Annotated in this window: 25 protein-coding genes; 13 read left to right on the top strand and 12 right to left on the bottom strand. The window is 67.3% G+C overall.

Features of this window, described 5'->3' with window-relative positions:
• Nucleotides 1–96: 96 nt before the first annotated feature.
• From B5Y19_RS01995 to B5Y19_RS01985, 3 genes are read right to left on the bottom strand one after another with little or no spacing between them, the layout of a single operon-like run.
• Nucleotides 97–399, bottom strand: coding sequence for a hypothetical protein (locus tag B5Y19_RS01995; RefSeq protein WP_055726519.1), 303 nt, complete (start codon nt 397–399; stop codon nt 97–99).
• Between the two features lie 50 nt (nt 400–449).
• Complete coding sequence (locus B5Y19_RS01990) at nt 450–806, bottom strand: DMT family protein (protein ID WP_055726520.1); 357 nt, start codon at nt 804–806, stop codon at nt 450–452.
• A gap of 43 nt (nt 807–849) precedes the next feature.
• On the bottom strand, nt 850–1,110 hold the full coding sequence (locus B5Y19_RS01985; protein WP_055726521.1) for an SWEET family sugar transporter: 261 nt from the start codon (nt 1,108–1,110) through the stop codon (nt 850–852).
• Between the two features lie 134 nt (nt 1,111–1,244).
• On the opposite strand from B5Y19_RS01985, the gene B5Y19_RS01980 reads away from it, so the two are divergent.
• The 6 genes from B5Y19_RS01980 to B5Y19_RS01955 all read left to right on the top strand — a co-directional run bounded on the left by B5Y19_RS01980 (nt 1,245) and on the right by B5Y19_RS01955 (nt 6,767).
• Nucleotides 1,245–2,441 (top strand): lytic murein transglycosylase, encoded by a 1,197-nt coding sequence (locus tag B5Y19_RS01980; protein ID WP_055726522.1) that lies wholly within the window; start codon nt 1,245–1,247, stop codon nt 2,439–2,441.
• 76 nt (nt 2,442–2,517) lie between these two features.
• Nucleotides 2,518–2,907 (top strand): RidA family protein, encoded by a 390-nt coding sequence (locus B5Y19_RS01975; RefSeq protein ID WP_055726523.1) that lies wholly within the window; start codon nt 2,518–2,520, stop codon nt 2,905–2,907.
• Between the two features lie 107 nt (nt 2,908–3,014).
• Nucleotides 3,015–4,124 carry a 3-isopropylmalate dehydrogenase gene (gene leuB, locus B5Y19_RS01970; protein WP_055726528.1) on the top strand — a complete coding sequence of 370 codons (1,110 nt, stop codon included), beginning with the start codon at nt 3,015–3,017 and terminating at the stop codon, nt 4,122–4,124.
• A gap of 188 nt (nt 4,125–4,312) precedes the next feature.
• Nucleotides 4,313–5,269, top strand: a complete 957-nt coding sequence (gene msrP, locus B5Y19_RS01965; protein ID WP_055726529.1) for a protein-methionine-sulfoxide reductase catalytic subunit MsrP — start codon at nt 4,313–4,315, stop codon at nt 5,267–5,269.
• Nucleotides 5,270–5,508: 239 nt separating this feature from the next.
• A complete protein-coding gene (locus B5Y19_RS01960) occupies nt 5,509–6,084 on the top strand; it encodes a methylated-DNA--[protein]-cysteine S-methyltransferase (protein WP_055726524.1) in 576 nt (191 codons plus the stop codon).
• 131 nt (nt 6,085–6,215) lie between these two features.
• Complete coding sequence (locus B5Y19_RS01955; RefSeq protein WP_055726525.1) at nt 6,216–6,767, top strand: NADPH-dependent FMN reductase; 552 nt, start codon at nt 6,216–6,218, stop codon at nt 6,765–6,767.
• A gap of 581 nt (nt 6,768–7,348) precedes the next feature.
• On the opposite strand, the gene B5Y19_RS01950 is transcribed toward B5Y19_RS01955, so the two are convergent.
• The 3 genes from B5Y19_RS01950 to B5Y19_RS01940 all read right to left on the bottom strand — a co-directional run bounded on the left by B5Y19_RS01950 (nt 7,349) and on the right by B5Y19_RS01940 (nt 10,444).
• Nucleotides 7,349–8,239, bottom strand: coding sequence for a LysR family transcriptional regulator (locus B5Y19_RS01950; protein ID WP_079591033.1), 891 nt, complete (start codon nt 8,237–8,239; stop codon nt 7,349–7,351).
• A 144-nt stretch (nt 8,240–8,383) separates the two neighbouring features.
• Nucleotides 8,384–9,349 carry a thioredoxin-disulfide reductase gene (gene trxB / locus B5Y19_RS01945; RefSeq protein WP_079591080.1) on the bottom strand — a complete coding sequence of 322 codons (966 nt, stop codon included), beginning with the start codon at nt 9,347–9,349 and terminating at the stop codon, nt 8,384–8,386.
• 84 nt (nt 9,350–9,433) lie between these two features.
• Complete coding sequence (locus B5Y19_RS01940; protein WP_244555446.1) at nt 9,434–10,444, bottom strand: mitochondrial fission ELM1 family protein; 1,011 nt, start codon at nt 10,442–10,444, stop codon at nt 9,434–9,436.
• Nucleotides 10,445–10,504: 60 nt separating this feature from the next.
• On the opposite strand from B5Y19_RS01940, the gene B5Y19_RS01935 reads away from it, so the two are divergent.
• The gene (locus tag B5Y19_RS01935; RefSeq protein WP_079591078.1) at nt 10,505–10,969 is read left to right on the top strand and encodes an Lrp/AsnC family transcriptional regulator; all 465 of its coding nucleotides are present in this window, start codon (nt 10,505–10,507) and stop codon (nt 10,967–10,969) included.
• 9 nt (nt 10,970–10,978) lie between these two features.
• On the opposite strand, the gene B5Y19_RS01930 is transcribed toward B5Y19_RS01935, so the two are convergent.
• Nucleotides 10,979–11,479 (bottom strand): hypothetical protein, encoded by a 501-nt coding sequence (locus tag B5Y19_RS01930; protein ID WP_055726677.1) that lies wholly within the window; start codon nt 11,477–11,479, stop codon nt 10,979–10,981.
• A gap of 134 nt (nt 11,480–11,613) precedes the next feature.
• Here B5Y19_RS01930 and B5Y19_RS01925 point away from each other — a divergent pair, with 134 nt between their 5' ends.
• Nucleotides 11,614–12,225: a MarC family protein gene (locus B5Y19_RS01925; RefSeq protein WP_055726678.1), complete on the top strand. Its 612-nt coding sequence runs from the start codon at nt 11,614–11,616 to the stop codon at nt 12,223–12,225.
• Between the two features lie 126 nt (nt 12,226–12,351).
• Here B5Y19_RS01925 and greA read toward each other — a convergent pair whose 3' ends face one another.
• Complete coding sequence (gene greA / locus B5Y19_RS01920; protein WP_055726679.1) at nt 12,352–12,825, bottom strand: transcription elongation factor GreA; 474 nt, start codon at nt 12,823–12,825, stop codon at nt 12,352–12,354.
• Between the two features lie 105 nt (nt 12,826–12,930).
• Entirely contained in the window at nt 12,931–16,248 is a 3,318-nt protein-coding gene (carB, locus tag B5Y19_RS01915; RefSeq protein ID WP_055726680.1) for a carbamoyl-phosphate synthase large subunit, read from the bottom strand.
• A 229-nt stretch (nt 16,249–16,477) separates the two neighbouring features.
• Here carB and zigA point away from each other — a divergent pair, with 229 nt between their 5' ends.
• Nucleotides 16,478–17,689: a zinc metallochaperone GTPase ZigA gene (gene zigA / locus B5Y19_RS01910; protein WP_079591032.1), complete on the top strand. Its 1,212-nt coding sequence runs from the start codon at nt 16,478–16,480 to the stop codon at nt 17,687–17,689.
• Between the two features lie 11 nt (nt 17,690–17,700).
• On the opposite strand, the gene B5Y19_RS01905 is transcribed toward zigA, so the two are convergent.
• Nucleotides 17,701–18,909 carry an MFS transporter gene (locus tag B5Y19_RS01905; RefSeq protein ID WP_055726682.1) on the bottom strand — a complete coding sequence of 403 codons (1,209 nt, stop codon included), beginning with the start codon at nt 18,907–18,909 and terminating at the stop codon, nt 17,701–17,703.
• Nucleotides 18,910–19,060: 151 nt separating this feature from the next.
• Here B5Y19_RS01905 and B5Y19_RS01900 point away from each other — a divergent pair, with 151 nt between their 5' ends.
• From B5Y19_RS01900 to B5Y19_RS01885, 4 genes are all read left to right on the top strand, one after another.
• Nucleotides 19,061–19,450: an ArsR/SmtB family transcription factor gene (locus B5Y19_RS01900; RefSeq protein ID WP_139384224.1), complete on the top strand. Its 390-nt coding sequence runs from the start codon at nt 19,061–19,063 to the stop codon at nt 19,448–19,450.
• A gap of 98 nt (nt 19,451–19,548) precedes the next feature.
• A complete protein-coding gene (locus B5Y19_RS01895; protein ID WP_055726683.1) occupies nt 19,549–20,610 on the top strand; it encodes a class I SAM-dependent methyltransferase in 1,062 nt (353 codons plus the stop codon).
• A 146-nt stretch (nt 20,611–20,756) separates the two neighbouring features.
• Nucleotides 20,757–22,085, top strand: coding sequence for a hypothetical protein (locus B5Y19_RS01890; protein WP_055726684.1), 1,329 nt, complete (start codon nt 20,757–20,759; stop codon nt 22,083–22,085).
• An 84-nt stretch (nt 22,086–22,169) separates the two neighbouring features.
• Nucleotides 22,170–22,574 (top strand): GtrA family protein, encoded by a 405-nt coding sequence (locus tag B5Y19_RS01885; protein WP_079591030.1) that lies wholly within the window; start codon nt 22,170–22,172, stop codon nt 22,572–22,574.
• A 24-nt stretch (nt 22,575–22,598) separates the two neighbouring features.
• Here B5Y19_RS01885 and B5Y19_RS01880 read toward each other — a convergent pair whose 3' ends face one another.
• Both B5Y19_RS01880 and B5Y19_RS01875 read right to left on the bottom strand, forming a co-directional pair.
• Nucleotides 22,599–23,069 carry a hypothetical protein gene (locus tag B5Y19_RS01880; protein ID WP_055726685.1) on the bottom strand — a complete coding sequence of 157 codons (471 nt, stop codon included), beginning with the start codon at nt 23,067–23,069 and terminating at the stop codon, nt 22,599–22,601.
• Between the two features lie 5 nt (nt 23,070–23,074).
• Nucleotides 23,075–23,863, bottom strand: coding sequence for a hypothetical protein (locus B5Y19_RS01875; protein WP_055726686.1), 789 nt, complete (start codon nt 23,861–23,863; stop codon nt 23,075–23,077).
• Nucleotides 23,864–23,882: the final 19 nt, after the last annotated feature.

Here is a 23,882-nt window from a genome sequence, read left to right as displayed (position 1 = left end):
GCAATCCAGGAGATGGGGTGAGGCGTCCGACCCTTGCGGCCCCTGGGCTGCTTCGTCGCTGACGCTCCTCGCAATGACGGGAAGAACCGAGCCGCCTCAGGGCCCGCAATCCCACTCGCTCTCGACGGCGAAGATCTTGCGCGTGGCGAGCTGGCCGTTCGGGTCGTAGAGGTCGCCGACATAGTATTCGGTGCCGGCGGCGTCGCGGGTGCTGCGCTCGACCTGCAGCGACCAGCCATAGCCGAGCTGCTTGCCGCCCTGCCAGCTGCGATGGATCGCGCTCGGCGAGGCGGCGGAGAGGATGCGGGCATTGTCGCGGCCGGGGCTGCAGGTCGGGCCGGCCAGTGCCGCCGCGGGGGCGAGCAGGAGGCCGCAGAAGATCAGTGCCGTCTTTTTCAAGGCGCGTGTTCCTGGTTGGTCGATTGTGGGGGCCCGGAAGAAGCCTGGCTTCAGACCTTGGCGTGGAAGATGAAGAAGGCGCCGGCGGCGATCAGCGCGAAGCCGATGGCGTGGTTCCAGGTCAGGGATTCCTTGAGCCAGAGCACCGAGAAGCCGGCGAAGACGGTCAGCGTGATCACTTCCTGCATCGTCTTGAGCTCGGCGGCGGAATAGACGGCGGAGCCGATGCGGTTGGCCGGTACGGCCAGCATGTATTCCGGCAAGGCGATCATCCAGCTCGCGAGGATGGCGAGCCAGATCGCGGTGCTCTTGTAGCTGAGATGGCCGTACCAGGCGAAGGTCATGAAGATGTTCGAGCCGAACAGCATCGCAATCGGCAGGACATGGGCAAGGGTCAGGGAGGGCATGCCGGGAGAGCTTTCTTGACGGCGGCCGGGCCGAGCGCGGCGATCAGCCGAACCGCAGCTTCATCGTGATGATGACGAGGACGAGCAGGAGGGTGAGGCTATTGGCCGCGATCACCGGCCAGGACAGGATCTGGATGCCGTAGCTGAGCCAGAGCGCGGTGCCTGCGGCAAAGAGACCCTGGGTCCAGAGCGAGATCGCGCGGGTGTCGCGGGTGCGGATGGTCCGCCAGGCCTGCGGCAGCCAGCACAGGCTGGTCAGCGTGGCGGCGGTGAAGCCGAGGAGCTCGATGGCGGCTGGCGACATGGTGGCGAATCGCGGAGGGAAGGCTCGCTTCCCATAGCGGAATTCGCTTCTTCGTGCCGCCATTCTCGATGGTTAACCTCCGTTAACCACAGCGCCCTAGCTTGGCGGCGACCTGTCCCGAATCGGTGGAGACCATGCGCGCTTTCCGACTGGCCTTTCACTTGGCCCTGCCACTCTTCCTCTTCGCTTCGCCGGCCTCGGCCCAGAGCGGTTTCCAGTCCTGCCTTGCCGGCCTGCGCTCGGCCGCAGCCGCCAAGGGCGTCTCGGGCGCGACCTTCGATCGCGCCATGGCCGGCGTCGAGCCGGACATGAAGGTGATCGAGGCGATGAACAACCAGCCGGAGTTCAAGACGCCGATCTGGGACTATCTCGGCACGCTGGTCGACGACGAGAAGGTCGCGGAGGGCCGCAACATGCTGCGCCAATACGCCTCCGTCTTCGCGGCGGCCGAACGGCGTTTCGGCGTCGACCGCCACACCATCGCGGCGGTCTGGGGTGTCGAGAGCGATTTCGGCAAGGCCCGGGGCAAATGGCCCCTGGTCCAGTCGCTCGCCACCGGCGCCTGCCTCGCGCCGCGCCGCAACGCCTTCTTCAAGGGTGAGCTGATCGCGACGCTGCAGATCATCGAGCGCGGCGATGTGCGGCCGGACCGGCTGTTCGGCTCCTGGGCCGGCGCCTTCGGCCACACCCAGTTCATCCCCTCGACCTATATGCGGCTCGGCGTCGACGGCGACGGCGACGGCCGGCGCGACCTCGTCGACTCGATTCCCGACGCGCTGCATTCCACCGCGAACTTCATGAACAAGGCGGGCTGGGTCACCGGCGCGACCTGGGGCTACGAGGTCAGGGTACCCGATGGCTATCGCGGCCCGACCGGCCGCAATCCCAAGCGCCCGCTGTCGCATTGGGCGGCGCAGGGCATCGTGAAGTATGACGGCTCTTCGCTGAACGGTACGGGCAATGCCGGCCTGCTGATGCCGGCCGGCCGCAACGGCCCGGCCTTCCTCGTCTTCAAGAACTATGACGCGGCCTACAGCTACAATGGCGCGGATTCCTATGCGCTCGCCATCTCCCTCCTGTCCGATCGCTTGCGCGGCCGGCCCGGTGTGCAGGGGCAGTGGCCGACCGACGACCTGCCGCTCTCGCGCGAGCAGCGGCGCGAGCTGCAGCGCCTGCTGATCGCCCGCGGCTACAATGTCGGTGAGCCCGACGGCGCCGTCGGCTCGCTGACGCGCGCGGCGATCAAGGAGATCGAGGCCAAAATCGGCATGCCGCAAACCGGGCGGCCGGGCGAAAAGGTGTTGCGCGCGCTGAAGAGCGGGCGGGTCTGATCGCGCAGAAAACGGGTGGCGTCGCGGGAGCGCTTCGGAAAAGCGTTCCTGCCGCACCCAAGCTTCCGGAGACGCCATGACCCGCCGCCTGATTTCCACCGGCTCGCCCTTCGAGCGCAGCTTCGGCTATTCGCGCGCCGTGATCGACGGCGATCTCGTCTTCGTCTCCGGCACGACCGGCTACGACTATGCCACGATGACGCTGCCGGAGGATGCCGCCGAGCAGGCCCGCAACATCTTCCGCACGATCGGCTCCGTGCTGGAGGAGGCCGGCTCGTCGCTGTCGCAGGCGGTGCGGGCGCAGTATTTCGTCACCGACCGCAACTATTGCGAGCCGGTGCTGGCCGTTTGCGGCGAGTTCTTCCGCGAGATCAGGCCCGCGGCCGGCATCTACGTCATCGCCGGGCTGCTCAAGCCCGAGATGAAGGTCGAGATCGAGGTGACGGCGCGGTTGCCCAGGAGCTGACCGGCACGGCCCGCACAGGACAGGGCTGCATTCCCGCGCTTGCGCGCGGGCCTGCGCGCCCGTAATCACCCCCCTACGCAAACATGCGACAAGGCGAGGCGACGATCATGGCGACCCACAAGCTCCTGCTGCTCCCCGGCGACGGCATCGGCCCCGAGGTGATGGGCCAGGTCGAGCAGATCGTCTCCTGGTTCGGCAAGCATGGGCTCGGCTCCTTCGAGATCGAGAAGGGCCTGGTCGGCGGCGCGGCCTATGACGTCCACAAGGCGGCGATCTCCGAAGGCGACATGAAGCTCGCCCAGGAGGCCGACGCCGTGCTGTTCGGCGCGGTCGGCGGGCCGAAATGGGCCGATGTCCCCTATCAGCACCGTCCGGAAGCCGGCCTGCTGCGCCTGCGCAAGGATCTCGGCCTGTTCGCCAATCTCAGGCCCGCGATCTGCTATCCGGCGCTGGCCTCGGCCTCCTCGCTCAAGCCGGAGGTCGTCGAGGGCTTGGACATCCTGATCGTGCGCGAGCTCACCGGCGGCGTCTATTTCGGCGAGCCGAAGGAGATCGTCACGCTCGAGGACGGCTCCAAGCGCGGCGTCGACACCCAGCTCTACACCACCCCGGAAATCGAGCGCATCTGCCGCGTCGCCTTCGAGCTGGCGCGCACGCGCCGCAACAAGGTCTCCTCGGCCGAGAAGCATAACGTCATGAAGACCGGCGTGCTCTGGAAGCAGACGGTCACCGCGCTGCACGCCGCCGAGTACAAGGATGTCGAGCTCGAGCATGTGCTCGCCGACAACTGCGCCATGCAGCTCGTGCGCTGGCCGAAGCAGTACGACGTCATCGTCTGCGACAACCTGTTCGGCGACATCCTCTCCGACGTCGCGGCGATGCTGACCGGCTCGCTCGGCATGCTGCCCTCCGCCTCGCTCGGCGCCGAGGATCCGGCCACCGGCAAGCGCAAGGCGCTCTACGAGCCCGTCCACGGCTCGGCGCCGGACATCGCCGGCAAGGGCCTCGCCAACCCGATCGCGATGATCGGCTCCTTCGCCATGGCCCTGCGCTACTCCTTCGGCGCGGGCGATGCGGCGGACAAGCTCGAAGGCGCGATCGCCGACGTGCTCGGCTCAGGCACCCGCACCAAGGACATCGCCGGCCCCGGCGCCAACGCCGTCTCGACCAGCGAGATGGGCGCGGCGATCATCAAGGCGCTCGAAGCGCGCAGCTGAGACCGGTCCGAGACGTCTTGGTCGGGCTCGTCCCGACCATGACGCCTCCGTTTGGTCGTTCAAGACGTGGATGCTCGCCACAAGGGCGAGCATGACGGAAGGCAGGCGCCAACCTCTCCCCCTCGTGAATTGCCGTGACTCCGCTTTCGTGTCCTAACGGGCGCCAACGAAAACGGAGTATGTCCGTCATGCTGATCAAGCGCCGGGCCGGCTGGGAGATGCCGGAAAGCGAAGCCACGCCGGAGGGCGCGTTCCTCGACCGGCGCCGGCTCATGGCCGCAGGTGCAGGGCTGATCGCCGGCGCCGTCTGGCCTGGTCTCGCCGCGGCGGAGGCGCCCGATCCGACGCTCGACCTCTACCCCGCCAAGCGCAACGAGGCCTACAAGCTCGACGTGCCGCTGACCAAGGCGGAAGACGCGGCGAACTACAATAATTTCTACGAATTCGGCATGTCGAAGGACATCGTCGCCGCCTCGCAGCGGCTGGCGACGCGGCCCTGGTCGATCCAGGTCGACGGCATGGTCGAGAAGCCCTTCGAGATCGGCTTCGACGACCTCGTGCGCAAGCTGCCGCTGGAGGAGCGGCTCTACCGCTTCCGCTGCGTCGAGGCCTGGGCGATGGCGGTGCCCTGGACCGGCATCCCGCTCAAATCCTTCGTGGCGCTGGCCAAGCCGCTTTCCGGCGCGAAATACATCCGCTTCGAGACCTTCCTGAACCCACGCGTGGCGCCGGGGCAGAACCAGCGCTGGTATCCCTGGCCCTATGTCGAGGGGCTGACGATCGCGGAGGCGGCGAACGAGCTGCCGCTGCTGGTCACGGGAATCTACGGCAAGCCGCTGCCGACGCAGCACGGCGCGCCGATCCGCCTGATCACGCCGTGGAAATACGGCTTCAAATCGGTGAAATCGATCCGCAAGATCAGCTTCGTCGCCGAGCGCCCGAAGACCTTCTGGGAGGCGCTGCAGGCGAGCGAATACGGCTTCTGGGCCAATGTGAACCCGGCGGTGCCGCATCCGCGCTGGAGCCAGGCGAGCGAGCAGGTGCTGGGCTCGCGCGACCGACGCCCGACGCTGATCTACAACGGCTATGGCGAACAGGTCGCGGGCCTCTACAAGGGGCTGGAGGGCGAGCAGCTCTTCATGTGATCTATGCTGCCAGCTTTCGGGTGCTCCGCACGCCACGCTGCGTGCTAGAGTTCTTTTCGATGGATCGGGCGGTCATTGCGAGCCAGCGAAGCAATCCAAGGGACTGGGTTGAGCCGCTAGCCCTGCGACGCCTGGATTGCTTCGTCGCTTGCGCTCCTCGCAATGACGGTTCCGGCGATCCTGCCCGATCGGAAATCTCCTGAACCGTTCCGTTCGTGCGGCAGCACGGGAGGGCAAGCATGGTCACCCAGCATTTCCATCTCTTCGACACGGCGATCGGCACCTGTGCGCTGATCTGGGAAGGGGCGTGCTTCATCGGCGCGCAATTGCCCGAGCGCGATGAGGAAACGGCCCGCCGGCGGCTGGCCCGGCGCTTTCCGGAAGCCGTGGAGGCGCCGGCCGAAGGCATCGTCGCCGAGGCGGTCGCCGGCATCCGGGCGCTGTTCACGGGCGAGAAGCGCGATCTCTCGCATCTGCCGATGGCGCTGGAGAGCGTCTCCGAGTTCAACCGCAAGGTCTACGAGGTCGCGCTCTCGATTCCGCCCGGCGAGACGCTGACCTATGGCGAGGTGGCGCAGCGGATCGGCGACCCAGGCGCGGCGCGGGCCGTCGGCGTCGCGCTCGGCCAGAATCCCTGGCCGATCATCGTGCCCTGCCATCGCGTGCTGGCGGCCGGCGGCAAGACCGGCGGTTTCTCAGCCGATGGCGGCGTCGAGACCAAGCTCAGGATCCTGACGATCGAGAAGGCGCGCACCAGCGCCGAGCCCGGCCTGTTCGAGGCACTGCCCCTCGCGGCCCGGCCGCCGCGGCACTGACGCCGCCCCGGCCGGCGTTCCCGACCCGCGCGCTTGAAAGCTTGCAATGACCTGCTTGCAGGGCGCCGGCTTGCCCCGGTTTCGCCGCGGGGACTACTGTCGCTGCCATTCCCCCAACAACGAGGAATTCAATGGCTAGGCTGAAGCTCGCTGTCGTCGTCGGCAGCAATCGTCGCGAATCGATCAATCGTAAACTGGCCGAGGCGCTGGCAAAGCTGGGCGGCGACGATTTCGAGCCCTCCTTCGTGCGGATCGATGATCTGCCGCTGTTCAACCAGGATCTCGAGGCCGACCGGCCCGAGCCGACGCTGCGGCTGAAGCGCGAGATCGAGGCGGCGGACGCCATCCTGATCGTCACGCCGGAACACAACCGCTCGATTCCGGCTGCCCTCAAGAACGCGATCGACTGGGCTTCCCGGCCCTATGGCAAGAATTCCTGGGCCGGCAAGACCGTGGCCGTGACCGGCACGAGCGGCGGCGCCGTCGGCACGGCGGTCTCGCAGAACGAGCTGCGGATGATCATGACGAATCTCGCCGGCGTCGTGGTCGGCGGCCAGGTGTTCATCACCTACAAGGAAGGCCTGATCGACGATCAGCGCGAGATCACCAACGACGCGACCCGCGCCTTCCTGAAGGGCTTCCTCGACCAGTTCGCCGGGATCGCGCGCAAGCTCGCGGCCTGAACCGCGAAAAGAGACCCGGAAACCTGCAAGGCATCGCCCCCCGGCGATGCCTTTTTTCATGGGCTGGATCGGGCAGGGGCCTGGTAGCGCTGCGTGTTCCGGCAGGGGGCAAGCGTGAAGCAAAAAAAGGGCCGGCGTCCCCGAGGGGAGCCGGCCTTGAAAGTTTGAAACATCTGGCGAAGTGCCAAACATCTCAGAGGGGAACGGCTGAAACGAACTCAACGCCGGGAGGAGATTGCGGAGCCCGTTCCGAACAACCGTGGTTGTAATATCGGGCAGACCCTGCCGTTTTGCAATGCAACATATCTTGGGTCCGCCATGCGTGGGTTGCATGAACCTGCGGCATATGGCGCCAATTTGAGCCTAAATGATTGAGAAATATGCATTCATTGCAGGAGTGACCCTGCGCGGAGAAGTTGCGGAAGGCATCCGAAGGCGGTTTTGGACGGCCTTTCGGGAGGTTCTCAGCCGAACTGTTCGATTTTGATGCATGGCGCGCCGCGGTCGGTCACAAAACAGCCAGAATCGCAAATCGGGCGCCCGGTGGGGCGCCCGATTCCATGCGAGCCTTGCAGTCTCGGTCAGTAGGTCCAGCGCTGGGCCTTCTGGATCAGGAAATCGCGGAAGACCTGGACGCGGGCGACCGACTTCATCTCTTCCGGATAGACCAGATAGCTCTCGAGCTGCGGCATCTCAGTCTCGCGCATCAGCTGTACGAGGGGCGAGCCGGTCTCGATCAGATAGTCGGGCAGCACGGCGATGCCGGCGCCCGAATCCACCGCCCGCTTCATCGCCGTGATGTTGTTCACGGTGAGATGGATCGGCCGCGGGTTGCGCTGGTCGCGTCCCATGGTGCCGAGCCAGTGGACCGCCGTCAGATAGGACGGCGAGGTGCCGCCGAAAGACAGGATGCGGTGGTTGTCGAGATCGTCATAGCTCTTCGGCTCGCCGAAGCGTTTCACGTAGGCCGGCGAGGCGTAGACGTGGAAGTGGACCGTGAAGAGCTTGCGCTGGATCAGGTCCGGCTGCTGCGGCTGGCGCAGGCGGATGGCGATGTCGGCCTCGCGCATCGACAGGTCGAGTTCCTCATCGGTGAGGATGAGCTCGACCCGGATGTCGGGGTAGAGATCCATGAATTCGGACAGGCGAGGGGTCAGCCAGTGCCCGCCGAGACCGCGCGTCGCCGTGACCTTGAGCTCGCCCGAGGGGTGCTCGCGGGTCTCGGAGAGCTGCGAACGGGTGCGCTCCAGCCGCTGCGTCATCTCGCGCGCGGCGCGCCAGAGCAGCTCGCCCTGCTCAGTCAGGATGAGGCCGCGCGTATGCCGGTGGAAGAGCGGTGCGCGCAGCTCCCGCTCGAGCGCCCCGATCTGCCGGCTGACCGCCGATTGACTCAAGCCCAGAACATCGCCAGCCTTGGTGAAGCTGCCTGACTCCGCGACCGTATAAAAGATTCTGATGCGGTCCCAATCCACCGCGCTTCCCCCGATATGCGTTTTTTGCATGATGGGGGACAAAGCGCTTGTGCGTCAATGTCTGTGTGGCAGGTAAGCCCGGTTATTCGCACTGAATCTGGTGACGGAATCTATCAGAATTAGTGATGGGTCACGCCGGCTCGTTCATTCCGCTGCTTCGCGTCGGTCCAGGGCGCCGGCGGCGAGCCAGCGTTCGGCGTCGAGCGCCGCCATGCAGCCCATGCCGGCAGCCGTGACCGCCTGCCGATAATGCTCGTCGGTGACGTCGCCGGCCGCGAAGACGCCGGGGACGTTGGTGCGCGCCGTGCCGGGCTCGACGTCGAGATAGCCGGATTCGTTCATGTCGAGCTGTCCGGCGAAGAGCTCGGTCGCCGGCTTGTGGCCGATGGCGATGAACACGCCGTCGGTCTTCAGCGTGCTCTCGGCGCCGGTCTTGGTGTTGGTCAGGCGCAGATGCGTCACGTTCGGCGGCTGCGTCCCGCCGCAGATCTCGGCCACGGCGGTGTCCCAGATCACCTCGATCTTCGGATGCTTGAACAGGCGCTCCTGCATGACGCGCTCGGCGCGCAGCGAGTCGCGGCGATGGATCAGCGTGACCTTGCTCGCGAGATTGGCGAGATAGAGCGCTTCCTCGACCGCGGTGTTGCCGCCGCCGATCACCGCGACCTCCTTGTTGCGGAAGAAGAAGCCGTCGCAGGTCGCGCAGGCGGAGACGCCGAAGCCCTGGAAGCTCTGCTCGGAGGGCAGGCCGAGCCATTTCGCCTGGGCGCCGGTGGCGATGATCAGCGCATCGCAGGAATAGGTCTCGCCGCCGTCGCCCCAGAGGCGGAAGGGGCGCTGCGAGAGATCGACGCGGGCGATGTGGTCGGAGACCATCTTCGTGCCCATGTGCTCGGCCTGGGCGCGCATCTGCTCCATCAGCCAGGGGCCCTGGATCACGTCGGCGAAGCCGGGATAGTTCTCGACGTCGGTGGTGATCATCAGCTGGCCGCCGGCCTGCATGCCGGAGATCAGCACCGGCTCGAGCATGGCGCGGGCGGCGTAGATGGCGGCGGTGTAGCCGGCGGGGCCGGAGCCGACGATCATGACGCGGGCGTGGGTGTGGGCCATCGTCTCCATTCCTTCCCTGCGGGCGGGGGCCGCAGCTTCGTTCCGTCAGATACGGCGGCGCGGCGCCGAAACAAGAGCCGGGGCTCAGCTGCCGCCGAGCCCGAGCGCGGCCCGGTGGCGCAGCCAGCCCTGCCGTATCGCATCGGCTATGATCGGCGTTGAGTCTATCGGCTGGTAGCGTTCGCCTTCAAGGCGTCCACAGAAGCGATGCACAACGCCCTGCCGCTCCAGCGCCGCGATCAGCGCTGCGATCTTGGCGTGGCCGCCCTGCGGCTCGAAGACGAGGATGGGAACGCCGGCTGCGGCGGCCTCGCCGATCATGTTGGTCGAGTCGGCGGTGACGATGACGGCGTCGGCATTGGCGAGCAAGGCGAGATAGGGGTTCTCGCCCGTGCCGTCCCACCACCAGCCGCCATGACGGGCGAAGACGGCGGCGACGGCGGCGGCGAGCGCCGGAGAGGTGCGCCGGGAGGGCGAGCCCATCAGCGCCGCGCCGGTGCCGGCGAGCGCGTCGAGCCCGACGGAGAAGCGTTCGATGTCGGCCGGCGTGAAGCGATGATGCCGGCTGTCGCCGCCGACGAGCACCGCGACGCGCGGGCGCGGCAGGCCGGCGATGGCGGCGGGCGGGGCCGCGCGCGCGGCGGCGAGCTTCTGCGGCGTCAGGCGATGGGGCGAGGTGGTGGTGACGAGCACGTTCTCTCCGCGCAGGCGATCATGCTCGGAGACCCAGATCAGGTCGGCGGCGCCGGGGCCGGTGCGCGGGTCCTTGAGGAAGGCGGTGTAGGTCGTGCCGTTCGAGGCCTTTCTGAGCGCGCGCAGATAGGCGACCGCCCTGCGGCCGGAGGCGATGGCGATGTCGGGGAAGGGCGGCCTGAGCGGGCTTCCCGGCCGGTCCGGGCCCTCGCCCGGGTCGATCGGCCCGCGCGGCATCAGCCAGGCCCAGGGTCTGCGCGGCTTGACCCGGCGGATCTCCGGGACGACGCCCAGCCGCTCGGCGACGCCGAGGCACTGGCCCTCGTCGCCGGCCTTGCCGTCGGTCAGGACCCAGACGGTCGGTTCCGGAATCTGGTGCATCGCTGTCTGGGCCTGCGGCATGCGCCTTGTATCGCTCGCCGCCGCCGTCTACACCAGCCCGACCTTCCTTTGGGGATCTTCGTGCGTCCAAAACTCGACGATATCGACCTGCGCATCCTGCGCGAGCTCCAGGCCGATGGGCGCATGACCAATGTCGAGCTCGCCAGCCGCGTCGGCATCTCGCCGCCGCCCTGCCTGCGTCGCGTCCGCGCGCTGGAGGAGGCGGGGCTGATCCGCGGCTATCACGCGGATCTCGACGAGCGGAAGCTGGGCTACGAGGTGGTCTGCTTCGCCTTCGTGCATCTGGCGAGCCAGGCCGAGGCCGATCTCGCCGCCTTCCAGAGCCGGATCCGCGAGTGGGCGACCGTGCGCGAATGCTGGACGCTGTCGGGCGACATCGATTTCGCGCTGAAATGCGTCGCGCCGGACCTCAAGGCGTTCCAGGATTTCGTCGCCGAGCTCACGGCGATGCCGAATGTCCGCAACGTCCGCACCGCGCTCGCCCTCGACCGTGTCAAGGACGAGCCGATCGTGCCGTTCGGCTGAGGCGCCGCCTCAGCCGGCGAGATAGCGCTTGATCCACCAGGCGTTGTTGCGCGCCAGCGCCTTCAGGCGGCGCTGGTCGACATCCTGCAGATACCAGGCGCCGGCCCCGCCGGAGGATTCCGTCGAGCGGATCGGGTAGCTCGCGATCGGGCGGCCGCTGCGGTCGTACAAGGTCGCCGTGCTCTCCAGATAGTCGTTGCTGCCGCCGGTGCCGCTCCATATGCCGCCGCCGGCGAAGCCGTTCAGCCAGATGCTGCTGATGGTGACGACGAGCCGCGTGCCTGAGCGCGGCTGCAACGCCGGCCCCAGGATCTCTGCGAGCGTGCCCTGCAACTCCGCCGCTACCATCGGAAGATGCGGGCCCCAGGCGCTGATGACCGAGGGGGTGGCCTCGATCCGGACCGAGCCGACGGGCGCGCTCTGCGCCGCCGCCGGTGTCGCGGCAAGGGGCACGAGGCTCAGCGCGGCCGCGCCGAGCGGCAAAGCCAGGAAACGTCTGCGCGTGGTCATGGTCGGGTCTCCCGCAAGCCTGTCGCCTCAATCTAGGAGCGGATCGTCAAAATTCCATGGACGGCCGGCGCCGATTTAGCGGCGAATAGTGTATCGCTTCGCGTGAAACGGCTTCGAAGCCGAGGGGGAAGCGCATGGAACGTTGGATCACCGAATTCGTGAAGCTTTGGGTGGTGATCGACCCTATCGGTACATTACCGGTCTTCCTCGCCGTCACCGCGGGCATGGGCGCCGCGGCCGCGCGCCGGATCGCCCTGCAGGGCGCGCTCGTCGCCTTCCTTGTGCTGCTGTTCTTCGTCCTTCTCGGCCAGGTCCTGCTGACGGCGATGGATATCGAACTGAGCTCCTTCCAGATCGCCGGGAACATCGTGCTGTTCCTCTTCGCGCTGAGCATGATCTTCGGCGAGTCGAAGCTGGAGGAGGACCAGAAGCTGCTGCGCTCGTCGGATCTCGAGAAGGCGGTCTACCCTCTGGCGATCCCGAGCATCGCCAGCCCCGGCGCCATGCTGACGGTGATGACGGTCACCGACAATTCGAAGTTCAGCATCGCCGAGCAGACCGAGACCGTGATCCAGATCGCGATCATCTTCGCGATCCTGCTCGGGCTGCTGCTCTGCGCATCGCGCATCATTGCGATCATCGGCAATGCCGGGGCGAGCATCATCAGCCGGGTGATGGGCCTCATCCTGGCGAGCGTCGCCGTCGACGGGATCGTCAGGGCGATGCGGGTGGTGCTGGCCGGCTGATGCGGTTGCCGGCCGTCATGGTCGGGCTTGTCCCGACCATCCACGCCTTCGCCGGTCGAAGGCCGTGTTCAAGACGTGGATGCTCGCCACGAGGGCGAGCATGACGGGTGCGGGAAAGGCGATGCCTCAGCGGAAGGCGACGCTGACGACCTCGTAGGACTTGCCGCCGCCGGGCGTGTTGACCTGCACGGAATCGCCGACCTTCTTGCCGATCAGCGCGCGCGCGATCGGCGAGCCGATCGAGACCTTGCCGGACTTCACGTCCGATTCCGGCTCGCCGACAATCTGGTAGCTCTTCTCTTCCTCGGTATCGTCGTCGATCAGCTTGACGGTGGCGCCGAACTTGATCGTGTCGCCGCCGAGCTTGGTGACGTCGATGACGTCGGCGCGCCCGATCAGCGATTCGAGCTCCTGGATCCGGCCCTCGTTCAGCGATTGCGCTTCCTTCGCCGCATGATACTCGGCGTTCTCCGACAGGTCGCCGAGGGCACGCGCCTCGGAGATCGCGGTGATGATGCGCTGACGCTCGACCTGCTGGCGGTGCTTCAACTCCGCCTCCAAGGCGGCGAAGCCGCCCACGGTCATCGGAACCTTTTCCATTCTATCCGTCCCATAAGCTCCGAAAGCGCGGCCCGCCGGTGGCCTCTCCGCCGCCGGCGCTTCCGCGCTTCCGCTCTATCTTCAAACTTCGCCGCGACGGGCCGCTCAGGCCGCGCGTTCGAAGTAGGATTGCAACGATCGTACTTCGAGATCGCCGCTGCAATAGGCCTTGATGCCTTCCGCCGCCGCGATCGCTCCGGCCAAGGTGGTATAATAGGGCACCTTGTGCAAGAGGGCCGTTCGTCTCAGCGAACGGGAATCGGCCAGCGCCTGCGGCCCTTCGGTGGTGTTGAAGATCAGCTGGATCTCGCCGTTCTTGATCGCGTCGACGACATGCGGCCGGCCTTCCAGGACCTTGTTGATGCGCGTGGCATCGATGCCCTGCTCCTGCAGCAGCCGCAGCGTGCCGCCGGTGGCGACGATGCGGAAGCCGAGATCGGAGAGGATGCGCACCGCCGGCACGATGCGCTGCTTGTCGTCGTCGCGGACCGAGACGAAGACCGTGCCCTTGACCGGCACCTTGGAGCCGGCGCCGAGCTGGCTCTTGGCGAAGGCGGTGTCGAAGGAGCGGTCGAGGCCGATGACCTCGCCGGTCGAGCGCATCTCGGGCCCGAGCAGCACGTCGACGCCGGGGAAGCGCGCGAAGGGGAAGACCGCCTCCTTGACGCCGACATGGCCGAGGCTCGCGGGCTTCAGGCCGAAGCTCGCGAGCGGCTCGCCGGCCATGACGCGCGCGGCGATCTTGGCGATCGGCTGGCCGATGACCTTGGCGACGAAGGGCACGGTGCGCGAGGCGCGCGGATTGACCTCGAGCACGTAGATCTCGCCGTCCTTGATGGCGTACTGCACGTTCATCAGCCCGCCGACATCGAGCGCGAGCGCCATCGCCCTGGTCTGGCGCTCCAGCTCGGCGATGATCGCCAGCGAGAGCGAGCGCGGCGGCAGCGAGCAGGCCGAATCGCCGGAATGGATGCCGGCCTCCTCGATATGCTCCATGATGCCGGCGACGAAGACGTCCTTGCCGTCGCAGAGGCAGTCGACGTCGACCTCGATGGCGTCCGAGAGATAGCGGTCGAACAGCAGCGGGTTCTTGCCGAGCACCGTGTTGATCTGGCCGGTCTTGTCGTTCGGGTACTTGGCCTTGACCTCGGAGGGGATCAGCGAGGGCAGGGTGCCGAGCAGATAGTCCTCGAACTGGACCTCGTCGCGGATGATCGCCATGGCACGCCCGCCCAGCACGTAGGAGGGCCGCACGACGAAGGGCAGGCCGAGCTCGCCGGCGATGATGCGGGCCTGCTCCACCGAATAGGCGATGCCGTTCTTCGGCTGCTTGAGCTGGAGCTTGTCGAGCAGGCGCTTGAAGCGGTCGCGGTCCTCGGCGAGGTCGATCATGTCGGGCGAGGTGCCGAGGATCGGGATGCCCGCCGCTTCCAGCGCATTGGCGAGCTTCAGCGGGGTCTGGCCGCCGAACTGGACGATGACGCCCATCAGCGTGCCGTTCTGCTTCTCGGTCTCGAGGATCTCGAGCACGTCTTCCGCCGTCAGCGGCTCGAAATAGAGCCGGTCGGAGGTGTCGTAGTCGGTCGAGACCGTCTCCGGATTGCAGTTGACCATGATGGTCTCGTAGCCGGCGTCGCGCAGCGCGTAGCAGGCATGGCAGCAGCAATAGTCGAACTCGATGCCCTGGCCGATGCGGTTCGGCCCGCCGCCGAGGATGACGACCTTCTTGCGATCCGAGGGATTAGCCTCGTCCGCAGCCTTGCCGGCGAAGGGCATGGCGTAGCTCGAATACATATAGGCCGTCGGCGAGGCGAACTCGGCGGCGCAGGTGTCGATGCGCTTGTAGACCGGGCGCACGTCGAGCGACTTGCGCAGCGTCCGGACCTCGGCCTCGGTCTTGCCGGAGACGGCGGCGAGGCGCTTGTCGGAGAAGCCCATCGCCTTGATCTGGCGGAAGGCGCCGGGCGTCTGCGGCAGGCCGAATTTGCGGATCTTCTCCTCGGTCTCGACCAGCTCGCGCATCTGGGCGAGGAACCAGGGGTCGATCTTGCAGCTCTCGTGGATCTCCTCGTCGCTGAAGCCGGCGCGCATCGCCTGGGCGACGTGGAGGATGCGGTCCGGCGTCGGCGTCGAGATCGCCGCCTTGATGGCGTTGCGGTCGTCGCCATGGCCGAGGCCTTCGATCTCGATCTCGTCGAGGCCGTCGAGCCCGGTCTCCAGCGAGCGCAGCGCCTTCTGCAGCGATTCCTGGAAGGTGCGGCCGATCGCCATGGCTTCGCCGACCGACTTCATCGCGGTGGTCAGCGTCGGCTCGGAACCGGGGAACTTCTCGAAGGCGAAGCGCGGGATCTTGGTGACGACGTAGTCGATCGTTGGCTCGAAGGAGGCCGGGGTCGCGCCGCCGGTGATGTCGTTCTCGATCTCGTCGAGCGTGTAGCCGACGGCCAGGCGCGCGGCGACCTTGGCGATCGGGAAGCCGGTCGCCTTCGAGGCGAGCGCGGAAGAGCGCGAGACGCGCGGGTTCATCTCGATGACGATCATCCGCCCGGTCTGGGGATCGATCGCGAACTGGACGTTCGAGCCGCCGGTCTCGACGCCGATCTCGCGCAGCACCGCCAGCGAGGCGTCGCGCATGATCTGGTACTCTTTGTCGGTCAGCGTCAGGGCCGGGGCGACGGTGATCGAATCGCCGGTGTGGACGCCCATCGGATCGAAATTTTCGATCGAGCAGACGATGATGCAGTTGTCCTTCTTATCGCGGACGACCTCCATCTCGTATTCCTTCCAGCCGAGCACGCTTTCCTCGATGAGGACCTCGCTGGTCGGGGAGGCGTCGATGCCGCGCTCGACGATGTCGATGAACTCGCCCTTGTTGTAGGCGATGCCGCCGCCGGTGCCGCCCATGGTGAAGGACGGGCGGATGATCGCGGGCAGGCCGATGTCCTCGAGCGCGTCGAGCGCCTGGCCGAGCGTCTTGATGTGGTGCGAGCGCGGGGTCGAGAGGCCGATCTTGGTCATCGCCTCGCGGAAGCGCTCGCGGTCCTCGGCCTTGTCGATCGCGTCGGCGGTGGCGCCGATCATCTCGACGCCGAACTTCTCGAGCACGCCGAGCTTCTTGAGCGAGAGCGCGCAGTTCAGCGCGGTCTGGCCGCCCATGGTCGGCAGCAGCGCGTCGGGGCGCTCCTTCTCGATGATCTTGGCGACGATCTCGGGCGTGATCGGCTCGACATAGGTCGCGTCGGCCAGGTCGGGATCGGTCATGATCGTCGCCGGGTTCGAGTTGACCAGGATGATGCGATAGCCCTCGGCCTTCAGCGTCTTGCAGGCCTGGGTGCCGGAATAGTCGAACTCGCAGGCCTGTCCGATGATGATGGGGCCGGCGCCGATGATCAGGATGGACTTGATGTCTGTGCGCTTGGGCATGATCTCGACCGGTCTTGTGCAGGCGCGCGCAAGGCCGGTCCGATCGGGCGAGCGGAGGCGAGGCGAGCGTCTGATTGAATGCTAGGCGCTCGCTATAGACGGCGAAGGCGGCGGGGGGAAGCTAAAAGGAGCGGCACGGCCAGATGTGCACGGCTTCGTCACGGGACTTGCCAGGTGCGGGCGCCTTATGAAAGTTATGTTATAACATTTCATATGAAGGTGCTTCCTCATGCGTCGTCTGCCTGTCACCGTCCTGTCCGGCTTTCTCGGAGCCGGCAAGACGACCCTGCTCAACCACATTCTGAACAACCGCGAGGGCCGCAAGGTCGCGGTGATCGTCAACGACATGAGCGAGGTGAATATCGACGCCGATCTCGTGCGGGAGGGCGGCGGCAAGCTCTCGCGAACCGACGAGAAATTGGTCGAGATGAGCAATGGCTGCATCTGCTGCACATTGCGCGACGATCTGCTGGCCGAGGTGCGCCGCCTCGCGGAAGAGGGGCGGTTCGACTATCTGCTGATCGAGGGAACGGGCATCGCCGAGCCGCTGCCTGTCGCCGCGACCTTCGAATTCCGCGACGAGGACGGGCTTTCGTTGTCCGATGTCGCTCGGCTCGACACGATGGTGACGGTGGTCGATGCCGCGAGCCTGCTGCGGAACTACGGCTCGCGCGACTTCCTGCGCGAGCGCGGCGAGACGGCGGGGGAGGGCGACGAGCGCACGCTGGTCGACCTCCTGGTCGAGCAGATCGAGTTCGCCGATGTGGTCGTGCTGAACAAGATTTCGGAGGCCACGTCCGAGCAGCGCGAGGCCGTCAGCAAGATTGTGCGTGCGCTCAACCCCGATGCGCGACAGATCGAAGCCGATTTCGGCAAGGTGCCGCTCGATGCCGTGCTCGATACCGGGCTGTTCGACCACGAGAAGGCGCAGGAACATCCGCTCTGGCACAAGGAACTCTACGGCTTCAGGGACCATGTGCCGGAGACGGAGGAATACGGCATCGCCTCCTTCGTCTACCGGGCGCGTCGGCCGTTCCATCCCGAAAAGTTCAACGCCTTCCTTGGCCGGACCTGGCCGGGGCTGATCCGCGCCAAGGGGCATTTCTGGCTGGCGACCCGGTCGGACTGGGTCGGCGAGATGTCGCTCGCCGGCAGCATTTGTCGCACCGAGGCGATGGGCTTCTGGTGGGCGGCTGTGCCACGCTCGCGCTGGCCGGATCATCCCGAATGGCAAGCGATCCTGAACCGCAATTGGCATTCGGTTTGGGGCGACCGTCGGCAGGAGTTGGTCTTCATCGGCACCGAACTCGACGAGGCGGCGATTCGCGCGCCGCTCGATCTCTGCCTCGTCGGCGATGCCTTGCCGCTGCGCTTCAATGCGGAGCGCTATCGCGACCTGCCGGACCCGTTCCCGGCATGGCGGCGGGCGGACGCGGCCTGAAGCGCGCCGGCTCAGCTCCGCGCCGGCGCTGCCGTCTCACACAGGGCTGGCACGCGCTTGGCGGCGCGCTTGCGATAGAGAGTGAATGCCAGCACCGCGAGCGCCGCGACCTCGCAGGCGGCGCCGACGAAGCCGAGCGGCCAGGTGCCGGCATGGCGCATCACCTGCTGGCCGAGCGCGGCGCCGGCCGCGATGCCGAAATAGAGCGCGGAGGCGTTGAGCGAGAGCGCGACCACGGTGGCATCCGGCGCCATCGCGGCCAGTCGCGACATCTGCGAGGGATGGCCGGCCCAGCCCGCCGCGCTCCAGATGAAGAGCACGAAAGGGATCGGCCAGATCGCCAGGGAAGGCGGCAGGCTGACCGCGATCAGCGAGGCGGTGAAGAGCGCCGCGGCCAGGATCGACAGCACGACGGTCAGCGAGCGCTCGGGGCCAAAGCGGTCGCTGGCGACGCCGCCGAGCTGGTTGCCCAAGGCCGAGCCGATGCCGGAAACGACCAGCGTCGCGGCGAGCCAGGGGCCGGTGATGCCGGCCTGATTGGTCAGGAAGGGCGCGATATAGGTGTAGAGAACGAAGGCGCCGGTGGTCCACAGCATGGTCGTGGCGAGTGCCAGCAGCACGTCGCCGCGGCCCGCGACCTGGAGCCGCTCACGCAGGGTATTGGTGCCGCGGGGCAGGCCGCGCGGTAGCTTGGCCAGCAGGCCGACGAGCGAGAACGCGCTGAGCAGAGCCACGAGCAGGAAGGCGAGATGCCAGCCGCCGAAGCCGACCACGGCGGTGCCGATCGGGACGCCCAGGATCAGCGAGACGGTCATGCCGCCGGTGACGAGCGCGATGGCGCGGCCGCGGCGTTCAGGGGTGGATACGGCGACGGCGACCGCATTGGCGGCGGGCATGAAGACGCCGGCCGAGAACGCCATGACGATGCGGGCTGCCATTACCACCCAGAAATCGGTGGCGAAGGCGGCGCCGAGATTGGCGAGGCCGAAGACGGTGATCGCCCCGGCCAGCACCGTCTTGCGGTCGGCATCGCCGAGCACGGTGGAGAGGATCGGTGAGCCGATCGCATAGGCCAGCGCGAAGATCGAGATGAGCAGGCCGGCGGTGTCGACAGAGACGGCGAGGCCATTGGCGAGATGGGGCAGGATGCCGGTGACGATCAGGCTGCCTGTGCCGATGGCGAAGGCGCCGCCGGCGAGGGAAAGAAGGCGCGTATCCATGGGAGTGATCCTTGCGGATGATCGCTGTGCCGAAGTCAGGCTTCGAAATTCAAGGATCGTTGAATTAAACCTGCCTGGCGATGACCACAAGGGTAATTTCAATGAATGTTGAATATTGTCAGGAGCGACGCCGTCGCCTATCTCGGAAGCCATGAAGCCGGTCTTCCATCCCGATATTGAGGATGTCGCCCCCGCCGACGTGTTCGCGGCCCTGGCCGACCCGATCCGGCTCGGCATCCTGGTGGCGCTCGCCGATGTCAGCGAGGTCGACAAGGCGCGCTGCAGCCATTTCACCGCCTTCGCCTCGCCCTCGCTCCTGTCCTACCACTTCGCCAAGCTGCGCGAGGCCGGCATCACCCGCATGCGGGTGGAGGGCACCTCGCGCTATCTCAGCATTCGGCGCGAGGAGTTGGATCAGCGCTTCCCGGGACTGATCGACAGCGTCATCGCGACGGCGCGGCGCGACCCGAATCTGCCACGCCTCGGGCCGGAATGGCTTTCCGGCTGCCGCGAGCCCACGGGTCAGACTTCGTCCGGTTGACAGGCCCCCGCGCAGGGCTAGCGTCTTCGCTTCCGCGATGGCGTCGAGCCGGATCGCGACGAGGCACCGGCCACGCCCCGAACCCGAGGAGCATGGCCATGCGTGCTGCCGATCCTCAGAAACTCGATGCGCTGGTGGGACGTCTCGTCGGCGATGTCGGAGCTTCCGTCACCGGTGCCCTGATCGTGCTGGGCGACCAGCTCGGCCTCTACAAGGCGATGGCCGACGGCAAGCCCGTCACCTCCCGCCAGCTGGCGGAGAAGACGGGCCTCAAGGAGCGCTATCTGCGCGAATGGCTCGCCGGCCAGGCCTCGGCCGGCTATGTCGAATACGACGAAGCCAGCGACAGCTTCAGCCTCTCGCCGGAGCAGGCCATGGCCTTCGCCGAGGAGGACAGCCCGGCCTTCTTCGCCGGCGCCTTCGAGATCGTCCAGTCGATGTGGGTCGACGAGCCGAAGGTCGAGGAGGCTTTCCGGAGCGGCTCCGGCCTCGGCTGGCACGAGCACAGCAAATGCCTGTTCCGTGGCACCGAGCGCTTCTTCCGGCCGGGCTACAACGCGCATCTGACGGCCGAGTGGATTCCGGCGCTGGACGGCGTCCAGGCCAAGCTCGAGCGCGGAGCCGTCGTCGCCGATGTCGGCTGCGGACACGGCTCCTCCACCATCCTGATGGCGAAGGCCTATCCGCAATCGCGCTTCTACGGCTTCGACTATCACGGGCCCTCGATCGAGCGGGCGCGCGAGGAGGCGCAGAAGGCCGGCGTGGGCGACCGCATCGTCTTCGAGCGCGCCTCCGCCAAGGACTTCCCGGAGCAGAAATACGACCTCGTGACCATGTTCGACTGCCTGCACGATATGGGCGACCCGGTCGGCGCCGGAAAGCATGTGCGCGAATCGCTGGCGCGGGACGGCAGCTGGATGATCGTCGAGCCCTTCGCGCATGATCACCTCAAGGACAATCTGAACCCGGTCGGGCGCATCTTCTACGGGGCATCGACGATGATCTGCACGCCGGCCTCGCTCTCGCAGGAGGTCGGGCTCGGCCTCGGCGCGCAAGCCGGCGAGATGCGGCTGCGCAAGGTCGCGATGGATGCCGGCTTCTCGCAGTTCCGCCGCGCGACCGAGACGCCGTTCAACATGGTGTTCGAGGTCCGGGGCTGAGGCGGCGTGCGGCCGAGGCTGGCCGGGTGCGATCGGAACGCCCGGACGCCCTGGCCCGCGCTGTCCACCGCCGGAAGGCGAAGAGGGTTGAGCGACACGAGTGATAAATGCAATGATATAACATTGCATTTATCTGGAGTCCTTCCGTGCCTTCCTCCCAACTCCGCTTCGCAGGCCTCGGCCTCGCCGGCTGCCTGCTCGCTTCCGCCGCCCTCGCGCATGACCATGCGCCGCTGCGCGGACGGCTCGTCTTCGCCGATCATGAGAAGCCGGTCATCCGCATCCTCGATCTCGACCGTGGCGAGGTCACGCACAGCTTCGACGTGCCGAAGCCCAATCCCGGTTTCGCCGGAGTATCGGGCGGGCGCTATGTCGTGGTGAAGACCGGGGACGAGGCCGGCACGCTGCGCATCCTCGATACCGGGCTGATCGCCGAATCGCATGGCGACCATGTCGATCTCGACAAGGCCGAGCCGAAGCTGCTCGACTTCATGACGAAGGGCGACCGGCCTGCCCATGTCATCTCGGGGCAGGGGCAGCTCGCGCTGTTCTATGACGGCCTGCGCCCCTGGGAGGGCAAGAGCGAACCCAAGGTGGTGATGGTCGCCATCGATAGCCTCGCCAAGCCGAACCCCGCGACGACGATCTGGCCGAGCCCGGCGCCGCAGCACGGCATCGCCGTGCCGCTCGGCGCGCGGCAATGGCTGATCTCGATGCCCAACCCGGCCTATGCCAAGGGCGATGACCGCAGCGCCTCGCCCCGGCCGAACGGCTTCGAGGTGCTGGAGCAGGCCAAGCCGCAAAAGGCGGGCGGCTGGAAGCGGGTCGCCGGCTTCAACGACCCGGCGCGGGCCGATGCCTCCTGCCGGCTCTATCACGGCTACGCGCCGGCCCGCGGCGGGCGCCACCTCTTCGGCTGCGCCGAGGGCGAGGGAGGCGGGCTGCTGGTGCTCTCCAAGGCGGGGAAGGGAACAGCAGGCTGGAGCGCGCGCAAGCTCGCCTATCCCGACGAGCGCCGCGTCAGCGCGCTGAGGTCGCGCGCGGGCGGCCGGTACCTCGTCGGCAATTACGGGCTGAAGGCGCCCTATGACGCGCTGCTGCGCATCGATCCCGACGCCAAGGCGCTCGCGGCGGAGGACGTGCTGCCCGTGCCCGGCGGGCAGGCGGTGTGCCAGTTCGAGCTCAGCGGCAATGGCAGCCGGCTCGCCAATCTGACGCCGGACGGCAAGCTCAGGGTCTATGCGCTCGCGCCGGCCTGGCAGCAGCTGGCCTCCTTCGATGTGGTGCCGGCTTTCGACTGCGCCTATGGCGCGAAGACGCCGACGCCGAGCCTCGCGGTGACCGGCAACAGTGCCTTCGTCAGCGATCCGGCGAGCGGGCGCATCCGTGAATACCATCTCGACACGCTGAAGCAGGGGCTCGACATGCCCGTCGGCGGCATGCCGGCCAATCTCGCCGGCAGCGACGCGGGCTGACGCGGCCGGATTTCGTCGTCATCCCGGGCCTCTCCGGATGACGGCGTCTTTCCGGAAGCCCCGTGCATGGTCTAGGAAGCGCGGATGCCGCTTCGCCGCTATCCGCGTCAGTTCCGCCAGCTCATCGCCTATGTCGTCGCCGGCGGGCTGACGGCGGTGGCGCATTATGGTGTGCTGATCGGGCTCGTCGAACTCGGCCGGATCGACCCGGTTCCGGCAACGCTCGCCGGCTTTATCGTCGGCGCGCTGGTTTCCTATGCGCTGAACCGCTGGATGACCTTCGACGCGACGCGCACGCATGCGCAGGCCGGCTGGCGCTTCGCCCTGATCGCGGCCGGCGGCTTCATGCTCACCGGTATCCTGATGCATCTCTTCGTCACCCGGGCGGGGCTGCCCTATCTGCCGATGCAGATCGTCACCACCGGCGTGGTGATGGTGTTCTCGTTCCTGGGCCACAAATTCTTCAGCTTCGCCGACCGGGCGGCGTGAGAGCACGCCGCCCGGCCGTTTGGTTCACTGCGGCGGAGCGACCGTCAGCTTGAGCTGCCTGCGGCCGATGCGGCCCTCCTTGTCGGTCGCCTCGATCTCGAGAACATGGCTTCCGGACGGGACGACGACGGAGGGCGCGTCGATCCCGGTGGGGGTGATGAAGGGCTTGATGCGGTCGGTGATGTCGACCGGCGGCTGGCGGCGATAGAAGACGCGCACGGTCGCCGGATCGATCGGCACGCCATTGCTCGGCATGAAGCGCACGGCCAGGCGGAAGGGCTTGCCGTCGACGCCCTTGTCCGGTGTCGGCAGGGTGTCGATGCCCGGCCCGCGCGTCAGGTTTCGGGTGCTGGTCGCCGCGGTTGCGGCCCCCGGCAGGCCGGCCTCCTCGCGGGTGATGAGAAGGATCGGCTCGGCCGCACGCGCGACGGTCAGCGTGGCGGTGGCGGCGAGAACGGCAGGCAAAATGTGCCGGAAGAGCACAGTCTTGATCATCGTTCCTATTTCACTCCCAAGATACCGGCGACGAGGCCGGCGATGGCTGAAATGACGGTGCTGGCCATCAGGATGGCGGTTTCGATGGTCTTGAGTGTCTCCATCGGAACCTTGCCGTTGACGGACAGCAGCCCCTTCCGCAGTTCCGGCAGCGAGACGAGGCCACGCGCGGCGAGCGCAGCCTGCGTCACGCGCAGCAACATCCCCGAGAACATGGAGGCGCCGATGCTCAGCGCGTAGAACGAAGTCTCGCGCCAAGCTGCCCGGCCCTGCGGAAGGAGCGGTATATTGTCGTGCCAGCTCAGCAACGCGTTCATGGTCGCGACGGAAAAAATCGCGAAGATGATCGCGACGCCGATATCGAAGGCGATCAGGCGGGGCCGGACGCCGAAATAGATCAGGCCGGTGAGGAAGGGGATGGCGATCGAGGCGAGGCGCAGGGCCCAGAGCGGCAGGTCGAGCCAGAGCACCACCGCGCAATAGGCGAGGAGCAGCAGCACCAGGCCGAAGGGCAGCACCCAGAAGCGCCGGCGCGCGTGCGGCTGGGCCGCCGCCGCGAAGGCCTGCGGCGTCTCAGCCGGCTCCGGATCATCGGCGCTTCGTGCCGGCCGGGCGGCATAGGCGGCACGCTCTTCCGCCGCGCGCGTCTCGACGGCGGCGAGGCGCTCCTCGAGCACATCGAGCCGGCGCAGCAAGGGCAGGACCGGCGTGAGGTCGCGGCCGCAGCAGCGGCAGGACAGCACGCCCCGGTTGAGCGTGGCATCGCAATAGGGGCAGTTGAACTGATCCTGCACGGGCTCTCACGCCTTCAAG

It is taken from the genome of Allobosea thiooxidans (genome assembly GCF_900168195.1).
GTDB classification, from domain to species: domain Bacteria; phylum Pseudomonadota; class Alphaproteobacteria; order Rhizobiales; family Beijerinckiaceae; genus Allobosea; species Allobosea thiooxidans.
The sequence above is the reverse complement of the archived record's forward strand: the minus strand, read 5'-3'. Positions and strand labels throughout refer to the sequence as shown.

What these genes read in the sequence shown, in the direction of transcription:
- B5Y19_RS01990 (WP_055726520.1), bottom strand. Translation starts at nt 806, where the DNA reads ATGCCCTCCCTGACCCTTGCCCATGTCCTGCCGATTGCGATGCTGTTC.
- B5Y19_RS01975 (WP_055726523.1), top strand. Translation starts at nt 2,518, where the DNA reads ATGACCCGCCGCCTGATTTCCACCGGCTCGCCCTTCGAGCGCAGCTTC.
- B5Y19_RS01960 (WP_055726524.1), top strand. Translation starts at nt 5,509, where the DNA reads ATGGTCACCCAGCATTTCCATCTCTTCGACACGGCGATCGGCACCTGT.
- B5Y19_RS01905 (WP_055726682.1), bottom strand. Translation starts at nt 18,909, where the DNA reads ATGGATACGCGCCTTCTTTCCCTCGCCGGCGGCGCCTTCGCCATCGGC.
- B5Y19_RS01980 (WP_055726522.1), top strand. Translation starts at nt 1,245, where the DNA reads ATGCGCGCTTTCCGACTGGCCTTTCACTTGGCCCTGCCACTCTTCCTC.
- msrP (WP_055726529.1), top strand. Translation starts at nt 4,313, where the DNA reads ATGCTGATCAAGCGCCGGGCCGGCTGGGAGATGCCGGAAAGCGAAGCC.
- B5Y19_RS01985 (WP_055726521.1), bottom strand. Translation starts at nt 1,110, where the DNA reads ATGTCGCCAGCCGCCATCGAGCTCCTCGGCTTCACCGCCGCCACGCTG.
- greA (WP_055726679.1), bottom strand. Translation starts at nt 12,825, where the DNA reads ATGGAAAAGGTTCCGATGACCGTGGGCGGCTTCGCCGCCTTGGAGGCG.
- B5Y19_RS01885 (WP_079591030.1), top strand. Translation starts at nt 22,170, where the DNA reads ATGCCGCTTCGCCGCTATCCGCGTCAGTTCCGCCAGCTCATCGCCTAT.
- B5Y19_RS01900 (WP_139384224.1), top strand. Translation starts at nt 19,061, where the DNA reads ATGAAGCCGGTCTTCCATCCCGATATTGAGGATGTCGCCCCCGCCGAC.
- leuB (WP_055726528.1), top strand. Translation starts at nt 3,015, where the DNA reads ATGGCGACCCACAAGCTCCTGCTGCTCCCCGGCGACGGCATCGGCCCC.
- carB (WP_055726680.1), bottom strand. Translation starts at nt 16,248, where the DNA reads ATGCCCAAGCGCACAGACATCAAGTCCATCCTGATCATCGGCGCCGGC.
- B5Y19_RS01940 (WP_244555446.1), bottom strand. Translation starts at nt 10,444, where the DNA reads ATGCCGCAGGCCCAGACAGCGATGCACCAGATTCCGGAACCGACCGTC.
- B5Y19_RS01895 (WP_055726683.1), top strand. Translation starts at nt 19,549, where the DNA reads ATGCGTGCTGCCGATCCTCAGAAACTCGATGCGCTGGTGGGACGTCTC.
- zigA (WP_079591032.1), top strand. Translation starts at nt 16,478, where the DNA reads ATGCGTCGTCTGCCTGTCACCGTCCTGTCCGGCTTTCTCGGAGCCGGC.
- B5Y19_RS01955 (WP_055726525.1), top strand. Translation starts at nt 6,216, where the DNA reads ATGGCTAGGCTGAAGCTCGCTGTCGTCGTCGGCAGCAATCGTCGCGAA.
- B5Y19_RS01925 (WP_055726678.1), top strand. Translation starts at nt 11,614, where the DNA reads ATGGAACGTTGGATCACCGAATTCGTGAAGCTTTGGGTGGTGATCGAC.
- B5Y19_RS01930 (WP_055726677.1), bottom strand. Translation starts at nt 11,479, where the DNA reads ATGACCACGCGCAGACGTTTCCTGGCTTTGCCGCTCGGCGCGGCCGCG.
- B5Y19_RS01880 (WP_055726685.1), bottom strand. Translation starts at nt 23,069, where the DNA reads ATGATCAAGACTGTGCTCTTCCGGCACATTTTGCCTGCCGTTCTCGCC.
- trxB (WP_079591080.1), bottom strand. Translation starts at nt 9,349, where the DNA reads ATGGCCCACACCCACGCCCGCGTCATGATCGTCGGCTCCGGCCCCGCC.